Annotated in this window: 13 protein-coding genes and 3 tRNA genes; 4 read left to right on the top strand and 12 right to left on the bottom strand. The window is 67.3% G+C overall.

The features are described 5' to 3' along the window. Positions 1-24: 24 nt before the first annotated feature. The 8 genes from ftsX to ACYVAN_RS08630 all read right to left on the bottom strand — a co-directional run bounded on the left by ftsX (position 25) and on the right by ACYVAN_RS08630 (position 8,030). On the bottom strand, positions 25-927 hold the full coding sequence (gene ftsX / locus ACYVAN_RS08665; protein WP_460957524.1) for a permease-like cell division protein FtsX: 903 nt from the start codon (positions 925-927) through the stop codon (positions 25-27). A 53-nt stretch (positions 928-980) separates the two neighbouring features. Then, the gene (gene ftsE, locus ACYVAN_RS08660) at positions 981-1,670 is read right to left on the bottom strand and encodes a cell division ATP-binding protein FtsE (protein WP_460957522.1); all 690 of its coding nucleotides are present in this window, start codon (positions 1,668-1,670) and stop codon (positions 981-983) included. A 143-nt stretch (positions 1,671-1,813) separates the two neighbouring features. Next, positions 1,814-2,920, bottom strand: coding sequence for a peptide chain release factor 2 (gene prfB / locus ACYVAN_RS08655; RefSeq protein ID WP_460957520.1), 1,107 nt, complete (start codon positions 2,918-2,920; stop codon positions 1,814-1,816). A 231-nt stretch (positions 2,921-3,151) separates the two neighbouring features. Next, complete coding sequence (locus tag ACYVAN_RS08650; protein WP_460957518.1) at positions 3,152-3,649, bottom strand: PadR family transcriptional regulator; 498 nt, start codon at positions 3,647-3,649, stop codon at positions 3,152-3,154. 435 nt (positions 3,650-4,084) lie between these two features. Beyond that, positions 4,085-4,161, bottom strand: a tRNA-Met gene (locus ACYVAN_RS08645). Between the two features lie 317 nt (positions 4,162-4,478). After that, positions 4,479-4,555, bottom strand: a tRNA-Met gene (locus tag ACYVAN_RS08640). Positions 4,556-4,890: 335 nt separating this feature from the next. Further along, positions 4,891-4,967: transfer RNA gene (locus ACYVAN_RS08635), tRNA-Met, on the bottom strand. A gap of 159 nt (positions 4,968-5,126) precedes the next feature. Then, positions 5,127-8,030, bottom strand: a complete 2,904-nt coding sequence (locus tag ACYVAN_RS08630) for a UPF0182 family protein (RefSeq protein WP_460957802.1) — start codon at positions 8,028-8,030, stop codon at positions 5,127-5,129. A gap of 195 nt (positions 8,031-8,225) precedes the next feature. Between ACYVAN_RS08630 and ACYVAN_RS08625 the strand changes: the two genes are divergently transcribed. Further along, positions 8,226-8,756 (top strand): PPA1309 family protein, encoded by a 531-nt coding sequence (locus tag ACYVAN_RS08625; protein WP_460957516.1) that lies wholly within the window; start codon positions 8,226-8,228, stop codon positions 8,754-8,756. A gap of 121 nt (positions 8,757-8,877) precedes the next feature. Here ACYVAN_RS08625 and ACYVAN_RS08620 read toward each other — a convergent pair whose 3' ends face one another. Beyond that, on the bottom strand, positions 8,878-9,900 hold the full coding sequence (locus tag ACYVAN_RS08620; RefSeq protein WP_460957514.1) for a YlbL family protein: 1,023 nt from the start codon (positions 9,898-9,900) through the stop codon (positions 8,878-8,880). Between the two features lie 169 nt (positions 9,901-10,069). Between ACYVAN_RS08620 and ACYVAN_RS08615 the strand changes: the two genes are divergently transcribed. Further along, the gene (locus ACYVAN_RS08615; RefSeq protein WP_460957512.1) at positions 10,070-11,512 is read left to right on the top strand and encodes a zinc-dependent metalloprotease; all 1,443 of its coding nucleotides are present in this window, start codon (positions 10,070-10,072) and stop codon (positions 11,510-11,512) included. 123 nt (positions 11,513-11,635) lie between these two features. Here ACYVAN_RS08615 and ACYVAN_RS08610 read toward each other — a convergent pair whose 3' ends face one another. Continuing rightward, the gene (locus ACYVAN_RS08610; protein ID WP_460957510.1) at positions 11,636-12,178 is read right to left on the bottom strand and encodes a M48 metallopeptidase family protein; all 543 of its coding nucleotides are present in this window, start codon (positions 12,176-12,178) and stop codon (positions 11,636-11,638) included. Between the two features lie 229 nt (positions 12,179-12,407). Here ACYVAN_RS08610 and ACYVAN_RS08605 point away from each other — a divergent pair, with 229 nt between their 5' ends. Both ACYVAN_RS08605 and ACYVAN_RS08600 read left to right on the top strand, forming a co-directional pair. Further along, positions 12,408-12,557 (top strand): DUF5679 domain-containing protein, encoded by a 150-nt coding sequence (locus ACYVAN_RS08605; RefSeq protein WP_460957508.1) that lies wholly within the window; start codon positions 12,408-12,410, stop codon positions 12,555-12,557. Positions 12,558-12,755: 198 nt separating this feature from the next. Continuing rightward, positions 12,756-14,072, top strand: coding sequence for an ABC1 kinase family protein (locus ACYVAN_RS08600; protein WP_460957506.1), 1,317 nt, complete (start codon positions 12,756-12,758; stop codon positions 14,070-14,072). 97 nt (positions 14,073-14,169) lie between these two features. Here the strand turns inward: ACYVAN_RS08600 and ACYVAN_RS08595 are convergent, their stop codons facing one another. Both ACYVAN_RS08595 and ACYVAN_RS08590 read right to left on the bottom strand, forming a co-directional pair. Next, positions 14,170-15,027 (bottom strand): class I SAM-dependent methyltransferase, encoded by an 858-nt coding sequence (locus ACYVAN_RS08595; protein WP_460957505.1) that lies wholly within the window; start codon positions 15,025-15,027, stop codon positions 14,170-14,172. A gap of 236 nt (positions 15,028-15,263) precedes the next feature. After that, positions 15,264-15,623 carry a WhiB family transcriptional regulator gene (locus ACYVAN_RS08590; RefSeq protein WP_460957503.1) on the bottom strand — a complete coding sequence of 120 codons (360 nt, stop codon included), beginning with the start codon at positions 15,621-15,623 and terminating at the stop codon, positions 15,264-15,266. Positions 15,624-16,154: the final 531 nt, after the last annotated feature.

The following is a 16,154-nucleotide window of genomic DNA, read 5'->3' as shown; positions in this document are numbered from 1 at the left end:
CGCATCCGCTACGAGCAGCGCCCGCTACAACCGCACGTAGAGCCGCAATGTGAGGTAACCGGTGATCGAGGAGATCGCCGCGGCCACCAGCAGCATGATCGGCGAGACGGCCGCGATGTCGGTATAGCCGATCTCGGGAATGATGCCGGTGCTGAACATCGGGGCCATCACGCTGTCGATGAAGGTCGCCTTCGAGATCAGCAGACCGATAATGGCGAGGAACGCGCCGATGAGTCCGGAAACCATCGCTTCCAACAGGAACGGCAACTGCGTGTACCAGCGGGTCGCACCCACCAACCGCATGATGCCGGTCTCGGTTCGCCGCGTGAACGCCGAGAGCTGGATCGTGTTGGAGATCAGCAGGAGCGCTGCCATCGCCTGCACCAGCGCGATCGTGAAGGTCGCGTTCCGCACCCCGTTGAGCACGTTGAACAGTCGGTCCAGGTAATCGGCCTGGTCGACCACGCTGTGCACGCCGGCCCGATTCTCGAACTTCTGCTTGATGACCTCGAAGCGATCGGGATCGTCCAGCTTCACCCGCAGCGAGGCGGGCATGGCCTCTTCGCGAGCGACGTTGCGCAGCTCGGGCTGCGATTCGAAGACCTTGTTGAAGTTCTCGAACGCTTCCTGGCGGTTCTCGTACCGCACCGACGCCACACCGGAGGCGTTGGACAGCTCGGACTGGATGCCCGCGCAGGGCTGCTGGCTGCATTCGGAGTCATTGGCACTGACGTCGTCGGTCATGAACACGACGACCTCGACCCGGTCCTGGTAGACGTCCTGCATCGAGTCGATCATCCGGACCACCAGAAGACCGCCGCCGAGCAGGCCGACCGAGATCGCTGTCGTCAGGATCATCGCGATGGTCATCGTGACGTTTCGGCGAAGGCCGTTCACGACCTCGCTGAATACGAAGCTCGCGCGCATCTTGTGTCAGCTTTCGTGGCTTGAATCGGGGGAAGAAGGGGAAGCCGAACCGGTCAACGACCGACGCCGTAAACACCGCGGGCGTCGTCCCGGATGACCTCGCCGAGGCTCAGCTCCACGACGCGGCGGCGCATCGAATCGACGATGCCGTGGTCGTGAGTCGCCATCAGGACCGTTGTGCCGGTGCGATTGATCCGCTCCAGCAGCAGCATGATGTCCTGGCTCGTATCGGGGTCCAGGTTGCCGGTCGGCTCGTCGCACAGCAGCACCAACGGCCGGTTGACGAACGCCCGCGCGATCGCGACCCGCTGCTGCTCGCCGCCGGAAAGCTCGTGGGGCATCCGGTCGGCCTTGCCGTCGAGTCCGACCAGCTGCAGCACCTCGGGGACCACCTTGCGGATGGTGTGCGCTGGCTTGCCGATCACTTCGAGGGCGAACGCGACGTTCTCGGCCACGGTCTTGTTGTTGAGCAGGCGGAAGTCCTGGAAGACGCACCCGATGCGCTGTCGCAGCTGCGGGACGCGGCGGCGAGGCAGCTTCGCGACATTCCAGTCTGCGACGAACACACGCCCCTGACTGGGCACGTCCTCGCGCAGGAGGAGTCGGAGGAAGGTCGATTTCCCGGACCCCGAAGGGCCGATGAGGAAGACGAACTCGCCCTTGTCGACATTGACCGAGACATCCTCGAGGGCAGGACGGGTCGACGTCTTGTATGCCTTGGACACGTGTTCGAGCCGGATCACGGGGCGTGAGTTTACCCGCGCCCATCGGGCGACCTTGCGCTCACCCACATCAGTGGTCGCACCACCGCTCGATACCGACCGAATGCCCGCTCAGCGGGGGTCGGGCCGATCAAGCAAGGTGAGCGGTCCGGGGCGCGGTCCGATCAGGAAGAGGTGTTCTGCTGGCGACGCCACCGGATGGCGGCCTCCAGGAAGCCGTCGATCTGGCCTTCGAGGACCGCTTCGGGGTTGCCGACCTCGTGTTCGGTACGGAGGTCCTTGACCATCTGGTAGGGGTGCAGCACGTACGAGCGCATCTGGTTGCCCCAGCTCGAACCGCTGTCCTTGAGCGCGTCCAGTTCGGCGCGCTCCTCCTCCCGCTTGCGTGCGAGCAGTTTGGACTGCAGCACGCGCATCGCCGCCGCCTTGTTCTGCAGCTGCGACTTCTCGTTCTGGCAGGAGACCACGATGCCGGTGGGCGCGTGGGTGATCCGCACGGCCGAGTCGGTGGTGTTCACGCTCTGACCACCGGGTCCGGAGGACCGGTAGACGTCCACCCGGATGTCCTTCTCGGGGACCTCGACGTGGTCGGTCTCCTCCACGACCGGCAGCACCTCGATGCCGGCGAACGACGTCTGCCTGCGCCCCTGGTTGTCGAACGGTGAGATGCGCACCAGCCGGTGCGTGCCCTGCTCCACCGACAACGTCCCGTAGGCGTAGGGGGCGTTGACGCGGAAGGTCGCGGACTTCAGACCCGCTTCCTCCGCGTAGGAGGTGTCGTACACATCGGTCGGGTAGCCGTGCCGCTCCGCCCAGCGCAGGTACATCCGCATGAGCATCTCGGCGAAGTCGGCGGCGTCCACACCGCCTGCCTCGGCGCGGACCGTGACCATCGCGGCCCGCTCGTCGTACTCGCCGGAAAGCAGGGTCCGCACCTCGAGCGCCTCGAGATCCTTCTTCAGCCGGGCGCGCTCCTCGTCGGCCTCGGCGACGCTAGACGCGTCGTCCTCGGCCTCGCTCAGCTCGTAGAGAACCTCGAGGTCCTCTACGCGCTGGCGCAGCTCGGTGACCTTGCGGAGTTCCGCCTGCCGGTGCACGAGTTCGCTGCTGACCTTTTGCGCGTACTCGACATCGTCCCACAAATCGGGCCTGGCGGCCTCGGCCTCCAGCTCCGCGATTTTCGCGCGCAGCGAGTCGAGGTCCATCACGCTCTCGATGCCTTCGAGAGTGGTGGACAGTTCCTTGAGGTCGGCCGCGACGTCGGGATTCACAGTCTTCAACCCTACTTGACCGGTGTGTCCGAGGCCCATGAGGACGGCCCGGACGCACCGGAACCGTCGCGTTCCGCGCGGCCACCCGAACCGCGACGGGCGGGATACCCGGTGCGCACCCCTGATCGTGGCAGGACCGGCGGGCAGCACCGGAAGACCGGGCGGCACCCGCCGGTCGGACGCGGCCGCACCGCAGCCGACCGGCGGACGCACCGCTCCGGCTCTGACGGATCAGTCGGGGATCGCGTCCAGCAGCTTGATGACCGCCCGGTTGTGCGCAACGGTGAAATCGGCCGCTGCCTTCTCGTACGGGTCGGAGGCCGCCTTCGCCGCGCTCTTGGCCTCGTCCAACTGCGCGACGTACTGCTCGCGGGCGGAGTCGACGAGATTGGCCCGTTGCTTCGGCGTGAGCGCACCGGAGTGGACCAACCGCAGGATCAACGGACTGCGGACGTTGTCCGGCCCCGGCTCGGTGTTCAACCACGACTTGAAGGCACGCTTGCCTGCCGCGGTGATCGCGTACTGCTGACTTGAGCGCGGCCCCTGCTTGCCCAGACGCAGCAGTCCGGCTTCGGTCAGGGCCGGCAGTTCCCGGTACACCTGACTGCGGGTCACGCTGAAGAAACCGCCGAAGCGCTCGGTAGCAGCGGCCACCAGCTGACCACCGGTCTTCGGACCTTCGTGCAGGAGCCCCAACAGGGCGGCGGATGTCGCATTCAGCTCGGTCACACCCCAACGGTGCCACGACTGCGAGATGCTGTCCACAGTGGTCGCGGCATCTGTCCACAGTGGCATAAGATCGGCTCGGCCGACTGGCCGAACGCCTACTCCATTCCGGGACCCGTCCGATGATCACCCGCCGGAGTCAATGACGCCCGCCGAGCGTCCACTCAGGCCCATGCTCGCCCGTACGGGCGATCTTGGGACTCGAATCGGCCCTGCCACTGCGACGATCCGGTTCACTACGCGGGGTAACGACCCCTGCGACCCGACAACCGGACGAGCAGCCCGGGATCCGCCCGCTCGGCGCCGCGGACGAGCCGGAAAGCGGAAGCCCTTACCGAACAGAATCGCGGCCCGAATCGGGACGGGACCGTCGTGGACAACTCGCACGACGGGCGCAAAAAAGTCCGGCGGTCCACCTCAGTGAACCGCCGGACTACTTGGTAGCGGGGACAGGATTCGAACCTGCGACCTCTGGGTTATGAGCCCAGCGAGCTACCGAGCTGCTCCACCCCGCGCCGTGTTTCGTTCTGTTGTAAGGGGAACTCTACATGGCCTGAATCAGTCATGAACACCGGGGCGCCGCCAACTCCGCACAGCTCTCTGACGTGCACGAACCACCACTCGGCCGAACTCCACCCGCGACCAACCAACCACGCGAACCGTCCATGTGCGCCCGTCCCGCGCGTCATGCGGACCGCGCGTCATGCGGACTGCCGCGAAGCGACAGAGGACGACCGCGAACACTCGCCGGGACCGGCGCACCGACACCGAGCCGACGGGTCGGCGGGCGCAAAAAATCCGGCGGTCCACCTCAGTGAACCGCCGGACTACTTGGTAGCGGGGACAGGATTCGAACCTGCGACCTCTGGGTTATGAGCCCAGCGAGCTACCGAGCTGCTCCACCCCGCGCCGTGTTTCGTTCTGTTGTAAGGGAAACTCTACATGGCCTGAATCAGTCATGAACACCGGGGCACCCTCAACCCATCACAGTCCTCTGACGTGCACGAACATCCCACACGAACGGATTCCGCCCACGAACAACCGACCACGCGAACCAGCCACGTACGCCCGTCCCGTGACGCCCACGCGTCCCCGGTCGTGTGACATGCCGCGGAGCGACAACGGACGATCCCGAACGCCGCCAGAACCGACGCCCCGGCACCGAACCACCGCCCGGGACGGACCAACGGATCGGGCGGGCACAAAAAGTCCGGCGGCTCACCTCAGTGAACCGCCGGACTACTTGGTAGCGGGGACAGGATTCGAACCTGCGACCTCTGGGTTATGAGCCCAGCGAGCTACCGAGCTGCTCCACCCCGCGCCGTGTTTCGTTCTGTTGCGCCAAATGCGTTGTTTGCGCACCATTTACTGTACGGGCCGGGGCAGCCTAGTGCAAACCACCCGACCACAACAGTGACGGGCGTCATCGACCCCCGAATGGACGTGGCGGCGAAGGGCCTCCGCCGCCACGTCCTGGCACTCAGTTTCCGCCGCCGCCCTGCGCCTGCTCGTACTGGCCGAGGGCCTTTTCGAGCTCGTCGAACGCGGACCCGAGCTCACCGAGGTTGCCCGACTGCTGCGCAGACCTGACACGCTCCATCGCACTGTTGAGTTGCTCGACGGCCTGTCGCATCTGGGGGTCGGCCGACTGGTCCGGTTGACCGTCGGTGGGTGGCTGCTGCTGCTGTCCGTCGGCGGGTGGCTGCTGCGGGTTGCTCCCCGTGTGTGTGTCCCCGGCACCCGGACCGAACACCTGTTCCATCGCTCCGTTCAACGTCGGCGCGAATCCGACGTCACCACCGAACGACACCAGCACACGTGCGAGCTGCGGATATGAATCCGGCTCGTTGCGCTGGATGTAGATCGGTTCCACGTAGAGCAGACCGCCCTTGACCGGCAGCGTCAGCAGGTTACCGAAGATCGCGTTCACGTTCGGGTTATTGAACAACGTCCGGTTCTCGGTGACCTCCGGAGTCGACTCCATCTGGTTCTGAACCTGGTTCGGCCCGGCCGTCTGCGTGTTGGTGGGCAATCGCAACACGGTCAGCTCACCGTAGTTTTGCGGATCCGACGACGCCGAGATCCACGCCGCCATGTTCTGCCTGCGCAGCGCGGTCAGTGAGCTGGTGAGCTGGAAGGTCGGCTGCTGCTGGTCGCCGACCTGCGCAACCACGTAGTACGGCGGCTGCTGATTGCCTTCCCCGGCGCCCTGACCACTGCTGGTCGGGTCCGGCGGCACCTCCCAGAACGTCTGGGTCGAGTAGAAGTCACCCGGGTCGTCGACGTGGTACTGGGACAGCAGCGTGCGCTGAACCTTGAAGAGGTCCTCCGGGTACCGGAAGTGTTGACGCAGCTCCGGCGTGATCTCGCTGCTGGGCTTGACCAGACCGGGGAAGACCCCCTTCCAGGCCTTGAGTACCGGGTCCTGGTTGTCGGTCGTGTAGAGATTGACGCTGCCGTCGTAGGCGTCCACGGTCGCCTTGACCGAGTTCCGGATGTAGTTGATCTCCTGGTCGGGCAGCCGCTCGACGCCGCTGAGGGTGTCGTTGGTGGCCTCACCGAGCGAGGTCAACTTCGAGTACGGGTAGTTGTTCAGCGTCGTGTACCCGTCGACGATCCATTTGATGCGGCCGTTGACGACGGTCGGGTACGGGTCGCCGTCGAGCTTCAGCCACGGCGCGACGTTCTGCACCCGCTCCCGTGGGTTGCGCTCGTAGATGATCTTCGACTCGGACCCGATGGCCTGGTTGAACAGGATGTTGCGCTCACCGTGGTAAGCCGCGAAGGCGAGTCGGTTGAACCAGTTGCCCAGCGAGACGCCGCCCTTGCCGGTGTAGGTGTACGCCTGGTTGTCCGTGTCGTACTCGCGCGGCGCGTCGCCCGGGTCGCCACCGACGATGGCGTAGTCCTGCACCAACTCACCGAAGTAGGTGCGCGGCTGGTCGACCGGGATGCGGCCCTGTCCGTCGTTGGCCACGTCGCTGACCGAGAAGACCGGGTAACCGCCCTGAGTGCGGCCGTCCTCCAGCGTCGAATCGACGCGGTCGGCCGGTGCGCTCACAAAGCCGTTGCCGTGCGTGTAGACCATGTGGCGGTTGATCCACCTTTGCTGGCTGGCTGCCAGACCGTCGGTGTTGATCTCCCGCAGCGCGACGAGGTAGTCCTGCAGCTCGCCGTTCTGGTCGCGGTAGCGATCCACGTCCAGCTTCTCGGTGAAGCCGTAGAAGTTGTACTGCTGAGTCAGCTGGGTGAACGTGTCGGACAGGACGTTCGCGTCGAGCAGCCGGATATTCGGGATCGTGCCCTCGTCCTGCGCGACTTCCGACGAGGACAGGTCGGTACGTCCCGGGTAGGGCTTGATGTCGACCTTGTCGTCGCCGATACCGAACGCGTTCTTCGTCGCGGCGAGGTTCCGCTCGATCGACTGGGCCTCGCGCTCGTTGGCGTTCGGCCGCACCGAGAACTGCTCCAGCAGCGCGGGCCACACGGCCCCCACGAGCACGCTGGAGAGCACCAGCAGCACCGTGGCCAGCGCCGGGATCTGCAGGTTCCGCAAGAAGATCGCCGCGAAGAACGCGAAGGCGCAGAACACCGCGATGCACAGCAGGATCAGCTTGGCGGGCATGACCGCGTGCAGATCGGTGTAGGTGGCACCTGTGAAGAGATCGCTGCGTTCGGAGAGCAGCAGGTCGTAGCGGTCGAAGAAGTAGTCCACGGCCTTGAGCAGCACGAAGATACCGGCCAGCACGGCCAGCTGGACCCGCGCGGCGGCCGCGATCTGGCCGCTGCGCCCGGCGAGCCGGATGCCGCCGAAGATGTAGTGGGTGATCAGCGCACCGATGAACCCGATCGTCACCGCGACGAACGCCCACGTGAGCAGCAGCCGGTAGAACGGCAGCTGGAACGTGTAGAAGCTGATGTCGTTGCCGAACTCGGGGTCCTGAATGCCGAACGGCGTGCTGTGCAGGAACAACTGCACGGTCTGCCAGTCCGTCTGAGCCGCGAGCCCGGTCAGCACACCGACGATCACCGGGATGCCGATCCCGAACAACCGCACTCGTTCGGTGATGACGGTCCGGTAACCCGCGAGCGGATCTTCCGGTCCGCTGACTGGGACGAACACGGGCCGGTTGCGGTAGGCCAGCCACAGGCTCAGCGCGAGCACACCGCCGACGAAGAACGCCGCCGAGAGACCGAGGGACAAGCGGGTCAGGACTTGCGTCGTGAAGACGTAGCGATAGCCCACCTCCCCGAACCACAACCAGTTGACGTAGGCGCCGAGCATCCTCGACCCAGCGAGCAGGGCGACCAGCGCAACCCCGCCGAGGATCAACAGGATCCGGCTTCGCCTGGACAGTTTCGGCATTCCCGCCGGGGGCCGCATGGCCACAGCGCACTCTCCTGGTGACGATCAATCATCCTGGGGGCACCGACCCAGCCGGCCGCCCTCGTGATGTTCAACTCTACGACCTACCACAACGCTCCACGGGACCGCATGCCGAAACCGGGTGAATCCGACATCGCGGCACGTTCGACGTGCGGCCCGTGGGCGGCCGTGACCGGGTGCGACGATGAACGCATGCCACCGGAATCCACCGACGACATGGCGGCCGCACTGCCGCAGGCGACCCGGGAAATCGAAGAGTTCATCGCGACGGCCGGCTGGGACCAACCCGTGCAGGTCTTCGCCCTCGTCGACACCGCGGAACTGCTCACCGCCGACCCCAACCTGGCCGAGCAGCTCGATGCCGACGCCCCGCTGACCCCCATCGCCCAGGAATCACTCCCCTCCGACGACCTTTCCGAGGCGCTGGCCCGCATCGCCTGGCCGGAACAGGTCATCGGCTGCGCGGTCGTGCAGGAGATCCTCGTACTCCCGCCCGGGGCCGAAGAGGAGCTGCCGGGCGAGGGTGAGGCCGCGCGGAAGGCCGCCGCCGAGCATCCCGAACGACAGGAGGCACGCCTGGTCGCTGCCGTCCTCCGCAACGGTGGCGAATCGTGCGTGATGCGGCTCAGGGCGACCGACGACGACACACCGGGCGAAATCGTGCAGGACCGTTCGCTGGCGCCGAACCTGTTGGGGGCCCTCAAGGAGACCTTCGCCCCCTGAGCAGGCCGCTCCCATCACGCCGCTCGCTGATCACGCTGCTCGCGGGGGCCGGTCGCCCGGTCCCGACGGCCGTCGCCCGACCGGGCGGCGGCCACCCGCGGGCACCCGGCCCACCGGCGCCTCAGCAGCTGACGGGCGGTCGCCCGGTGCGGATGGCCTCCAGCGCGTTCGTCGCCTCGTCCAGCGTCCCGACCCTGGCCAGTCGCAGCCCGTCCACGGCGTGCGCCTCCGCCTCCACGCAGTTCTCGGCCGGAACCAGGAACGTGGTGGCGCCGGCTTCCCGCGCCTTCAGCATCTTGAACCGGATGCCCCCGATCGGGCCGACCTTGCCCGCCGCGTTGATCTCACCGGTTCCCGCGATGAACTTGCCACCACTCATCGCCCCCGGCGTCAGCTTGTCGACGATCGCCAGCGCGAACATGAGTCCCGCGGAAGGGCCGCCGACGTCCGAGAGTCCGATGTCGATCTCGAAATCCGCGTTCGGACGCGCGGTCGGCGCCACACCGAGGAATCCCTGCGGCCCGTCCGGCGTCCGCGCCAGCTCGACCTGGGCCGAACGGACCGGCTCGTCACCGCGCCGGTACCGGATCTCGACCCGATCACCCGGCTTGCTCCCGGACAACGCCCCCTGCAGCGACGCCGCGTCGGTGAGCGGACGCCCGTTCGCGGCCACCAACTCATCACCGGGTTCGAGCACCGCGTCCGCCGGGCTGTCCTTGATGATCTCCTGCGCAACCACCTTCGTGGGGTATCCGAGGTAGCCCAGCGCGGCCGTTTCCGCCGAGGTCTGCGAGTCCTTGAAGGCCGCGGTGTTCTCCTTCTCGATCTCCAGGTCGCTCTTGTTCGGCGGGAAGTACAGGTGGCGAGGAGCCAGGGCGTACCGCCCGCTCGCCCACAGGCCGAGCGCCCCGAACAGGGACAGCTCGTCGGTCACCGACACGGTGGTCATGTTCAGGTGCCCGTCGGTCGGAAAGGTTCGCTGCTCGTCGATCCGCACCACCGGCCGGTCCCCGTCCACCCCGAGGGTGTTGTAGGTGGGCCCCGGCCCCAGCGCCACGAACGGCACCGGCACGAACGCACCGAGCAAACCAAAGGCGACGACCAGCACGACGCTCGTCAGCAGCGTCCACGTTCGGCGGTTCACGGGGGCACAGGCTACGTGTTCGCGCACGGAGGAACGGGCGAGGTGCCCGCACACCGGATGCCGCGTCCCCTCCGCGCCCGGTGTGCGGTGGAGTGCTTCGAGGTCGCCGAGGGTGTGGGACGCGGCGGACGGCTTCTGCCCGAGGCCGAATGCCGCGTAGGCTGTAACCATGAGTGATGTGCCGTTCGGGTTCGGCCCGCAAGATCCCGACGACCGCGACAAGCGCGATTCGTCGGAAGGGCGCTCGGAAAGTGGCGCCGAAAATTCAGGGGGCTTCCCCGGGTTCGGTTTCGGCGGCATGCCCGGTCCGGGCGGCATGCCGAATTTCGACATGGGCAGCCTCGGGCAGATGCTGACGCAACTCGGCCAGGTCCTCAGCCACTCCGGTGGCGGCAACACGGGACCGGTCAACTACGACCTGGCCAAGCAGATGGCGGTGCAGCAGCTGCACAGCAACCAGCGCACCGAACGACCCACCCAGGAACAGGTCAAGGCCATCGAGGACGGCATCCACCTCGCCGAACTCTGGCTCGACCCCACCACCTCGCTTCCGGCGGGCACCCGCACGGTGCAGAGCTGGTCGTCGGTTGATTGGGTGGAGAAGACCCTGCCCACGTGGCAGCGGCTCTGCGACCCGGTCGCCCAGCGCGTTTCCAACTCCTGGATCGAAGCGATGCCGGAAGAGGCCAAGCAGGCTGCGGGGCCACTCCTGTCGATGCTCGGCCAGATGGGTGGGCTCACGTTCGGCTCGCAGCTGGGCAGCAGTCTCGCGCAGCTCGGCAGCGAAGTCCTGACCTCGACCGATGTCGGCTTGCCGCTGGCTTCGGAGGGAACGGCCGCGCTGCTACCGGCCAACATCGAGCGGTTCGTCGAGGGCTTGGACCGCCCGGCGAGCGAGGCGACGGTGTTCCTCGCCGCCCGGGAAGCAGCGCACCACCGGCTGTTCAGCCACGTGCCGTGGCTGCGGCAGCGGCTGCTGGCGACCGTCGAGGAGTACGCGCAGGGCATCAGGGTGGACACCTCCGCGCTGGAGGAGATGGCCAGCAAGATCGACCCGACCGACCCCAGTTCCATGCAGGAGCTGATGACGTCCGGCATGCTCGAACCCAAGACCACACCGGAGCAGGAAGCCGCGCTGAAGCGGTTGGAGACGCTGCTCGCGCTGGTCGAGGGCTGGGTTGACGTGGTAGTCACCGACGCGGTCGGTGAACGGCTGCCCGGCGCCGACGCCCTCAGCGAGACGGTGCGCCGTCGTCGTGCGAGCGGCGGGCCCGCCGAGCAGACCTTCGCGAATCTGATCGGGCTGGAGCTCCGCCCGCGCAAGCTCCGCGCGGCGGCCAATCTCTGGCGGTTGATGACCGAGCGACACGGGATCGAGAGCCGGGATCGGGTGTGGGAGCACCCGGACTTGCTGCCGGATGCCTCCGACCTGGACGAGCCGCTGGACTTCGCCGACCGTTGGGGCGCGGAGCACACGGACCTCGACGACCCGATCGCCGCGATCCGCAAGGCGGAGGCGGACGAGGCAGCGCAGGCCGAGGAAGATGCCGGCGAGCAGGACTCGGCGGACGACTCCGGGCAGGACGACTCCAAGCGGGACGACGAGAAGTAACCGTCGCTATCCGAACCTCCCTCGCTGGTCGCGGGGGAGGTTCGGAAAGCGCGGTTCCCGTGCCGCAGCAGTAGCCACCGCCGCAGTGGCAGCGGCCAGCGGTCTCCGCAGCGGGCGGTCCCGTCAGGAGGACTCATCGTCCTCCAGGGAGAGGTCCAGCGCCGCAGCGGCCGACAACCCTTCCAGGAATCCGACCGCGCGCTCGGTCTTGGGATACCTGTAGACCCATTTCCAGAAGTCGGCACCGTGGCCCGGCACGAGCAGGTGCGCGAGCTCGTGCACCAGGACGTAGTCGAGAACCCAGCCGGGCACGTCCCGAAGGCGTGTGCTCACCCGGATCGTCCCGTCCGCGGGCGTGCACGAGGCCCAGCGAGTGCGCATCGGCCGCACCCACCGGACTCCGGTCGGTTCCGCCCGCGAGTCCAAATACTGCTCCGAGAGTTCTCGACAGCGTTCGACCAGCGCTTCGTCCGAGTTCCGCGCGGGTGATCGCCTGCGGGTCTCGCTGCGCTGCAATCGACTGAGCATGTCGGCCACCCAGCGCTTCTCCTCCGCGCGACTCATGCGGGCCGGTATCAGCACGACGACTTTGTCACCGTCCCGATAGGCACTCACCGTCTGGCGGCGGCGCTTGCTGCGGCGCACCTCGACTTCGGGTTCGGCCACGGCGCCAAAGCTTAGCCATCCGCAGCCGCGATCCGCTCCCCCTGTGAGTCTTGCCGCAATTGCCTACCCAGCGTGATCACCTTTTGGGTTACGCCATTCAGCCGTACATGCGATCCTCTATATGCCTGCATGTCGAATGAGCCACATGTACCGTTCCCCCAGCGCGGCCCGGACCCGGGCTCTAGAAGATTCGGCAACACGCCGGGTCACAACATGAAGGAGGGGAGCCGTGGCCGATACGTACAACGGCTACTGCGTCAAGTGCCGGGAGAAGCGCGACTTCACCGGCGAGGTCTCGGAGACCAACGGGCGCCGGATGGCCAAGGGCACCTGCCCCGTGTGCGGGACGAAGATGACCCGCATCCTGGGCAAGGCTTGACCGAACCACGCGGGTGGGTCCTGATGTGACGACCCACCCGCGTCGTCTCCACCGGTGCGCCGTTCAGCCCAATCCACAGGACTGGGCGGACGATCAATGCCCACACCTTTCCCGTGAGCCTCTAGCATGTGAACTGAGCCTCGACGCCGGGGATGCTCGGCGCCGGGCAGGCCACTCGTGTGCGGGAAAGGAGCTCTCGTGACCGACATCCCCCGCCGGGCGGCGCACCGCAGCGCCAAACTGGCCGGACTTCCGCTGGGTGTTGCGGGGCGGGTGGCAGCCGGCTGGGGCAAGCGGCTCACCGGTCAGGACGCCGCGCAGATCAACGCCGACGTGTCGGCGAAGACCGCCGAGCAGCTCTTCGCGGTCCTCGGACAGCTCAAGGGCGGCGCCATGAAGTTCGGGCAGGCGTTGAGCGTGTTCGAAGCGGCAGTGCCCAACGAGATGGCGGGGCCCTACCGCGAAGCATTGACGAAGCTGCAGTCGTCGGCCCCGCCGATGTCGGGAACCAGCGTCCGGCGAGTCCTCGACGAGCAGCTCGGCCGTGCCTGGCGGGACCGGTTCGCCGAGTTCGACGAGACCCCGGCCGCCGCCGCCAGCATCGGACAAGTGCACCGCGCGCGCTGGCACGACGGTCGCGAGGTCGCCGTGAAGGTGCAGTACCCCGGCGCGGACGAAGCACTGCGTTCCGACCTGCGTCAACTCACCCGCTTCTCCCCGCTGTTCCAGTCGCTGGCCCCCGGCGCGGAGGTGAAACCGCTCCTGCTCGAGCTGCAGGAACGGATGGCCGAGGAACTCGACTACCGCACCGAGGCGGAGAACCAACGTCGGTTCGCGGCCGCTTACGACGGTGACGACCAGATCCGCATCCCGCGGGTGGTGGCCAGCTCGCCCAAGGTCATCGTCACCGAATGGGTGGCCGGAAAACCGCTCGCCGAGATCATCGCCGATGGTGCGCAGGAGGAACGCGATGAGGTGGGGCGGCTACTCGCCGAGTTCCACTTCTCCTCCCCGGCACGGGCGGGAGCGCTGCACGCGGACCCGCATCCGGGGAACTTCGCCCTGCTGCCCGACGGCCGTCTCGTGGTCATCGACTTCGGCGCCGTCTCGCGGCTACCCGACGGGTTACCGGAGACGATGGGACGCATGCTCAGGCTCGCGCTGGACGATCGCGCCGAGGAGCTGCTGGACCTGCTGCGCTCGGACCGCTTCGTCCAGACCGAAAGCGGCCTGCGGGCCGAGGACGTCCAGGCATACCTCGGTCCCTTCGTCGATCCGGTCCGCACGGAGGTGTTCCACTTCAACCGGGCGTGGATGCAGGGACAGGCCGAACGGGTGGGCGATCTCCGCAGCCCGGAGTTCAGCACCGGTCGCTCGCTGAACCTCCCACCGGACTACCTGCTCATCCACCGGGTCACGCTCGGTGCGACCGGCGTGCTCTGCCAGCTCGACGCCAGGGTCGCCGCCCGGAAGATCATCACCGAGTGGCAGCCGGGTTTCGCCGAGCGGAGCTGATCGCGCCACGGCGGACGGAGAGCCCGCCGAGCCGTCCGCGGGAACGGCCGGGCGGGACACCGGGGCACCACTGGCCGGGGTGAACCGCCCTGCCCGATCAGTTCCGGCTGCCCACGTGCACCGCGTAGGTCGCCGTCACGTAGACGTCGTCACGATGACCCGCGAAGTTCGGGCCCTCCTCGTCGAGAAGCTCGTTCAGCGCATGCCGATCCGCTTCCACCACGTGCTCCTCGACCTTCCGGAACCACTCCAGCCGACGCAGCACGGCCCGACGTTCGAGGTCCGACAGCGGCGCCTGGCGATCGACCAAGTAGTGCCACGAGCGCACGTCGCGCAGTCCGACTTCGGACAGTGCTGCCGACCAGCCCATCGGAAGTCGCACCGCCCCCTGCATATCGGCGCGCATGGACCTGAACCACTCGGCACGCGCGGCCAGCAGCCGGTCCTCCAGCCCCGGTTCCCCCACCCCCACGTCCCAGGGCAGCACCCGTTGCTCCAGCCCGAACTCGACCAGCGCCAACCTTCCCCCCTGGCGGGTCAGATCCGCGAAGCGGCGCAGGCCCGCGAGTTGATCGGGCAGGTGGTGCGCGACCATCGACACGAACACGAGATCGGCCGGTTCGATCCCCGCCATCGCATCGTCCTCGGCCGCATCCGCCAGCACCGATCGAACGTGCAGGTGTGGACTCGCCACCTGCTCCACCCGGTCCAATGCGGCGGACAACAACTCCGGAGCCGAATCCACCACCGTCAGAGTTCCCCCGACTTTGCCGAGGACACTGGCGAACTCCGCCGCGGCCCCTCCCGCGCCGGACCCCACATCGATCACCGAGCGGTCCCCGGATTCGAGCAACCGGCCGACGAGCGCCCGCGTTTCCGGTGCGGCAAGCTCATCGCCCTCGCGGAGCTGCCGCAGCCGGGCGTCCCAGTCGATGCCATCGTGCGAATGCGTCATGGTCGAAAACCATACGACCCCTCACCCACCCCTGCGCGCGTGTTCCGCCCGATCGGCGGCGAATCCGGCCAGCCAACCCCACCACCGACCTCGGCGGAGCCGAGTGGCCGACCGTTCTCGTTCTGCCTCCGCCAGCAACTCCTGTCTTCGTATCCTGGTCATTTCTTCGGGCAACAGCATTCGAACCTGTCCTCCTGAAAGTAGATCCGCCGGGAATCGCCCAACCGTCGTGCGCGTCATGCCGCCCGCTCCTTCCCGGCTGGTGCCTGTTCCGGAAGCGGGTGCTTGCGGGGCCGACCACGTGGCCGCTTGCGCTCGACCACCGCGCCGTGCGCGAGAATTTCGCCGCCCCAGACACCCCACGGCTCACCTCGGGAGAGCGCACCGGTCAGGCATTGGGTCTTGATCGGGCACTCGCGGCACAACGACTTCGCCCGCTCCAGTTCCGCCGGACTCTCGGCGAACCAGCGGTCCGGGTCGCGGCGGCACGGAATCTCGTCGCCGGCCTCCAGCCCGCCGTCGAGCAGCGTTCCCGCCGCGTCGCCGGCCCGCTGAGCCTCGGCTCCGTCTGCTATCGGAACGCCAGTGGTCAACATCAATCGGTTCCTCCTTGTCTCCCGCCTGGGTGCGGGGCCGGGGTGGTGAACGGCAGCGGGTGGCTGGAGCGCACAAAAAAGCCGCGGACCCGGTGCGGGTCCGCGGCTTGCAGAAGCCTTCAAACGTGCCTAGATCAGCGGATCGTAGGCGCGTTCGGATACGGACCGGCACAGATCGGCACTGTGCGAAACAGCTGTACGGCGCTCTCGCGGAATGGAGAGCACGGAGCCAAAGCTGCGCTTGTTCCGGACGACATGCGACGAAGCGACGTCCCCGATCGCGAGGAGACCGCACGTCGAAACCATCAGGTCCTTCAACATGGTGTCCCTCCCTTCGGGTCGTACCGGGTTTTCAGCGCACCCGGGCTTCGCGCATTCGCAGATTATTTGCCTCGACGGCCGGGCCGCAACTGATTTTTCGAGATTCCCCTCGTTCAGGCGTAGACCCGGCGTCCTTACTGGTCAACGCGGAGGCGCGGTCGACCGTCCCGAAAGGTCCATCCGCACGGGTCCGCCGGAACTGCTCGCGGG

It is taken from the genome of Parasphingorhabdus pacifica (assembly GCF_054779195.1).
Note: the sequence above shows the minus strand (reverse complement) of the source record. Positions and strands in the feature narration are given on the sequence as shown.

Bases quoted from the DNA above. Each gene is read 5' to 3' on its own strand.
- ftsX (WP_460957524.1), bottom strand. From the start codon at position 927: ATGCGCGCGAGCTTCGTATTCAGCGAGGTCGTGAACGGCCTTCGCCGA.
- ACYVAN_RS08630 (WP_460957802.1), bottom strand. From the start codon at position 8,030: ATGCGGCCCCCGGCGGGAATGCCGAAACTGTCCAGGCGAAGCCGGATC.
- ACYVAN_RS08625 (WP_460957516.1), top strand. From the start codon at position 8,226: ATGCCACCGGAATCCACCGACGACATGGCGGCCGCACTGCCGCAGGCG.
- ACYVAN_RS08615 (WP_460957512.1), top strand. From the start codon at position 10,070: ATGAGTGATGTGCCGTTCGGGTTCGGCCCGCAAGATCCCGACGACCGC.
- ACYVAN_RS08595 (WP_460957505.1), bottom strand. From the start codon at position 15,027: ATGACGCATTCGCACGATGGCATCGACTGGGACGCCCGGCTGCGGCAG.
- ACYVAN_RS08590 (WP_460957503.1), bottom strand. From the start codon at position 15,623: ATGTTGACCACTGGCGTTCCGATAGCAGACGGAGCCGAGGCTCAGCGG.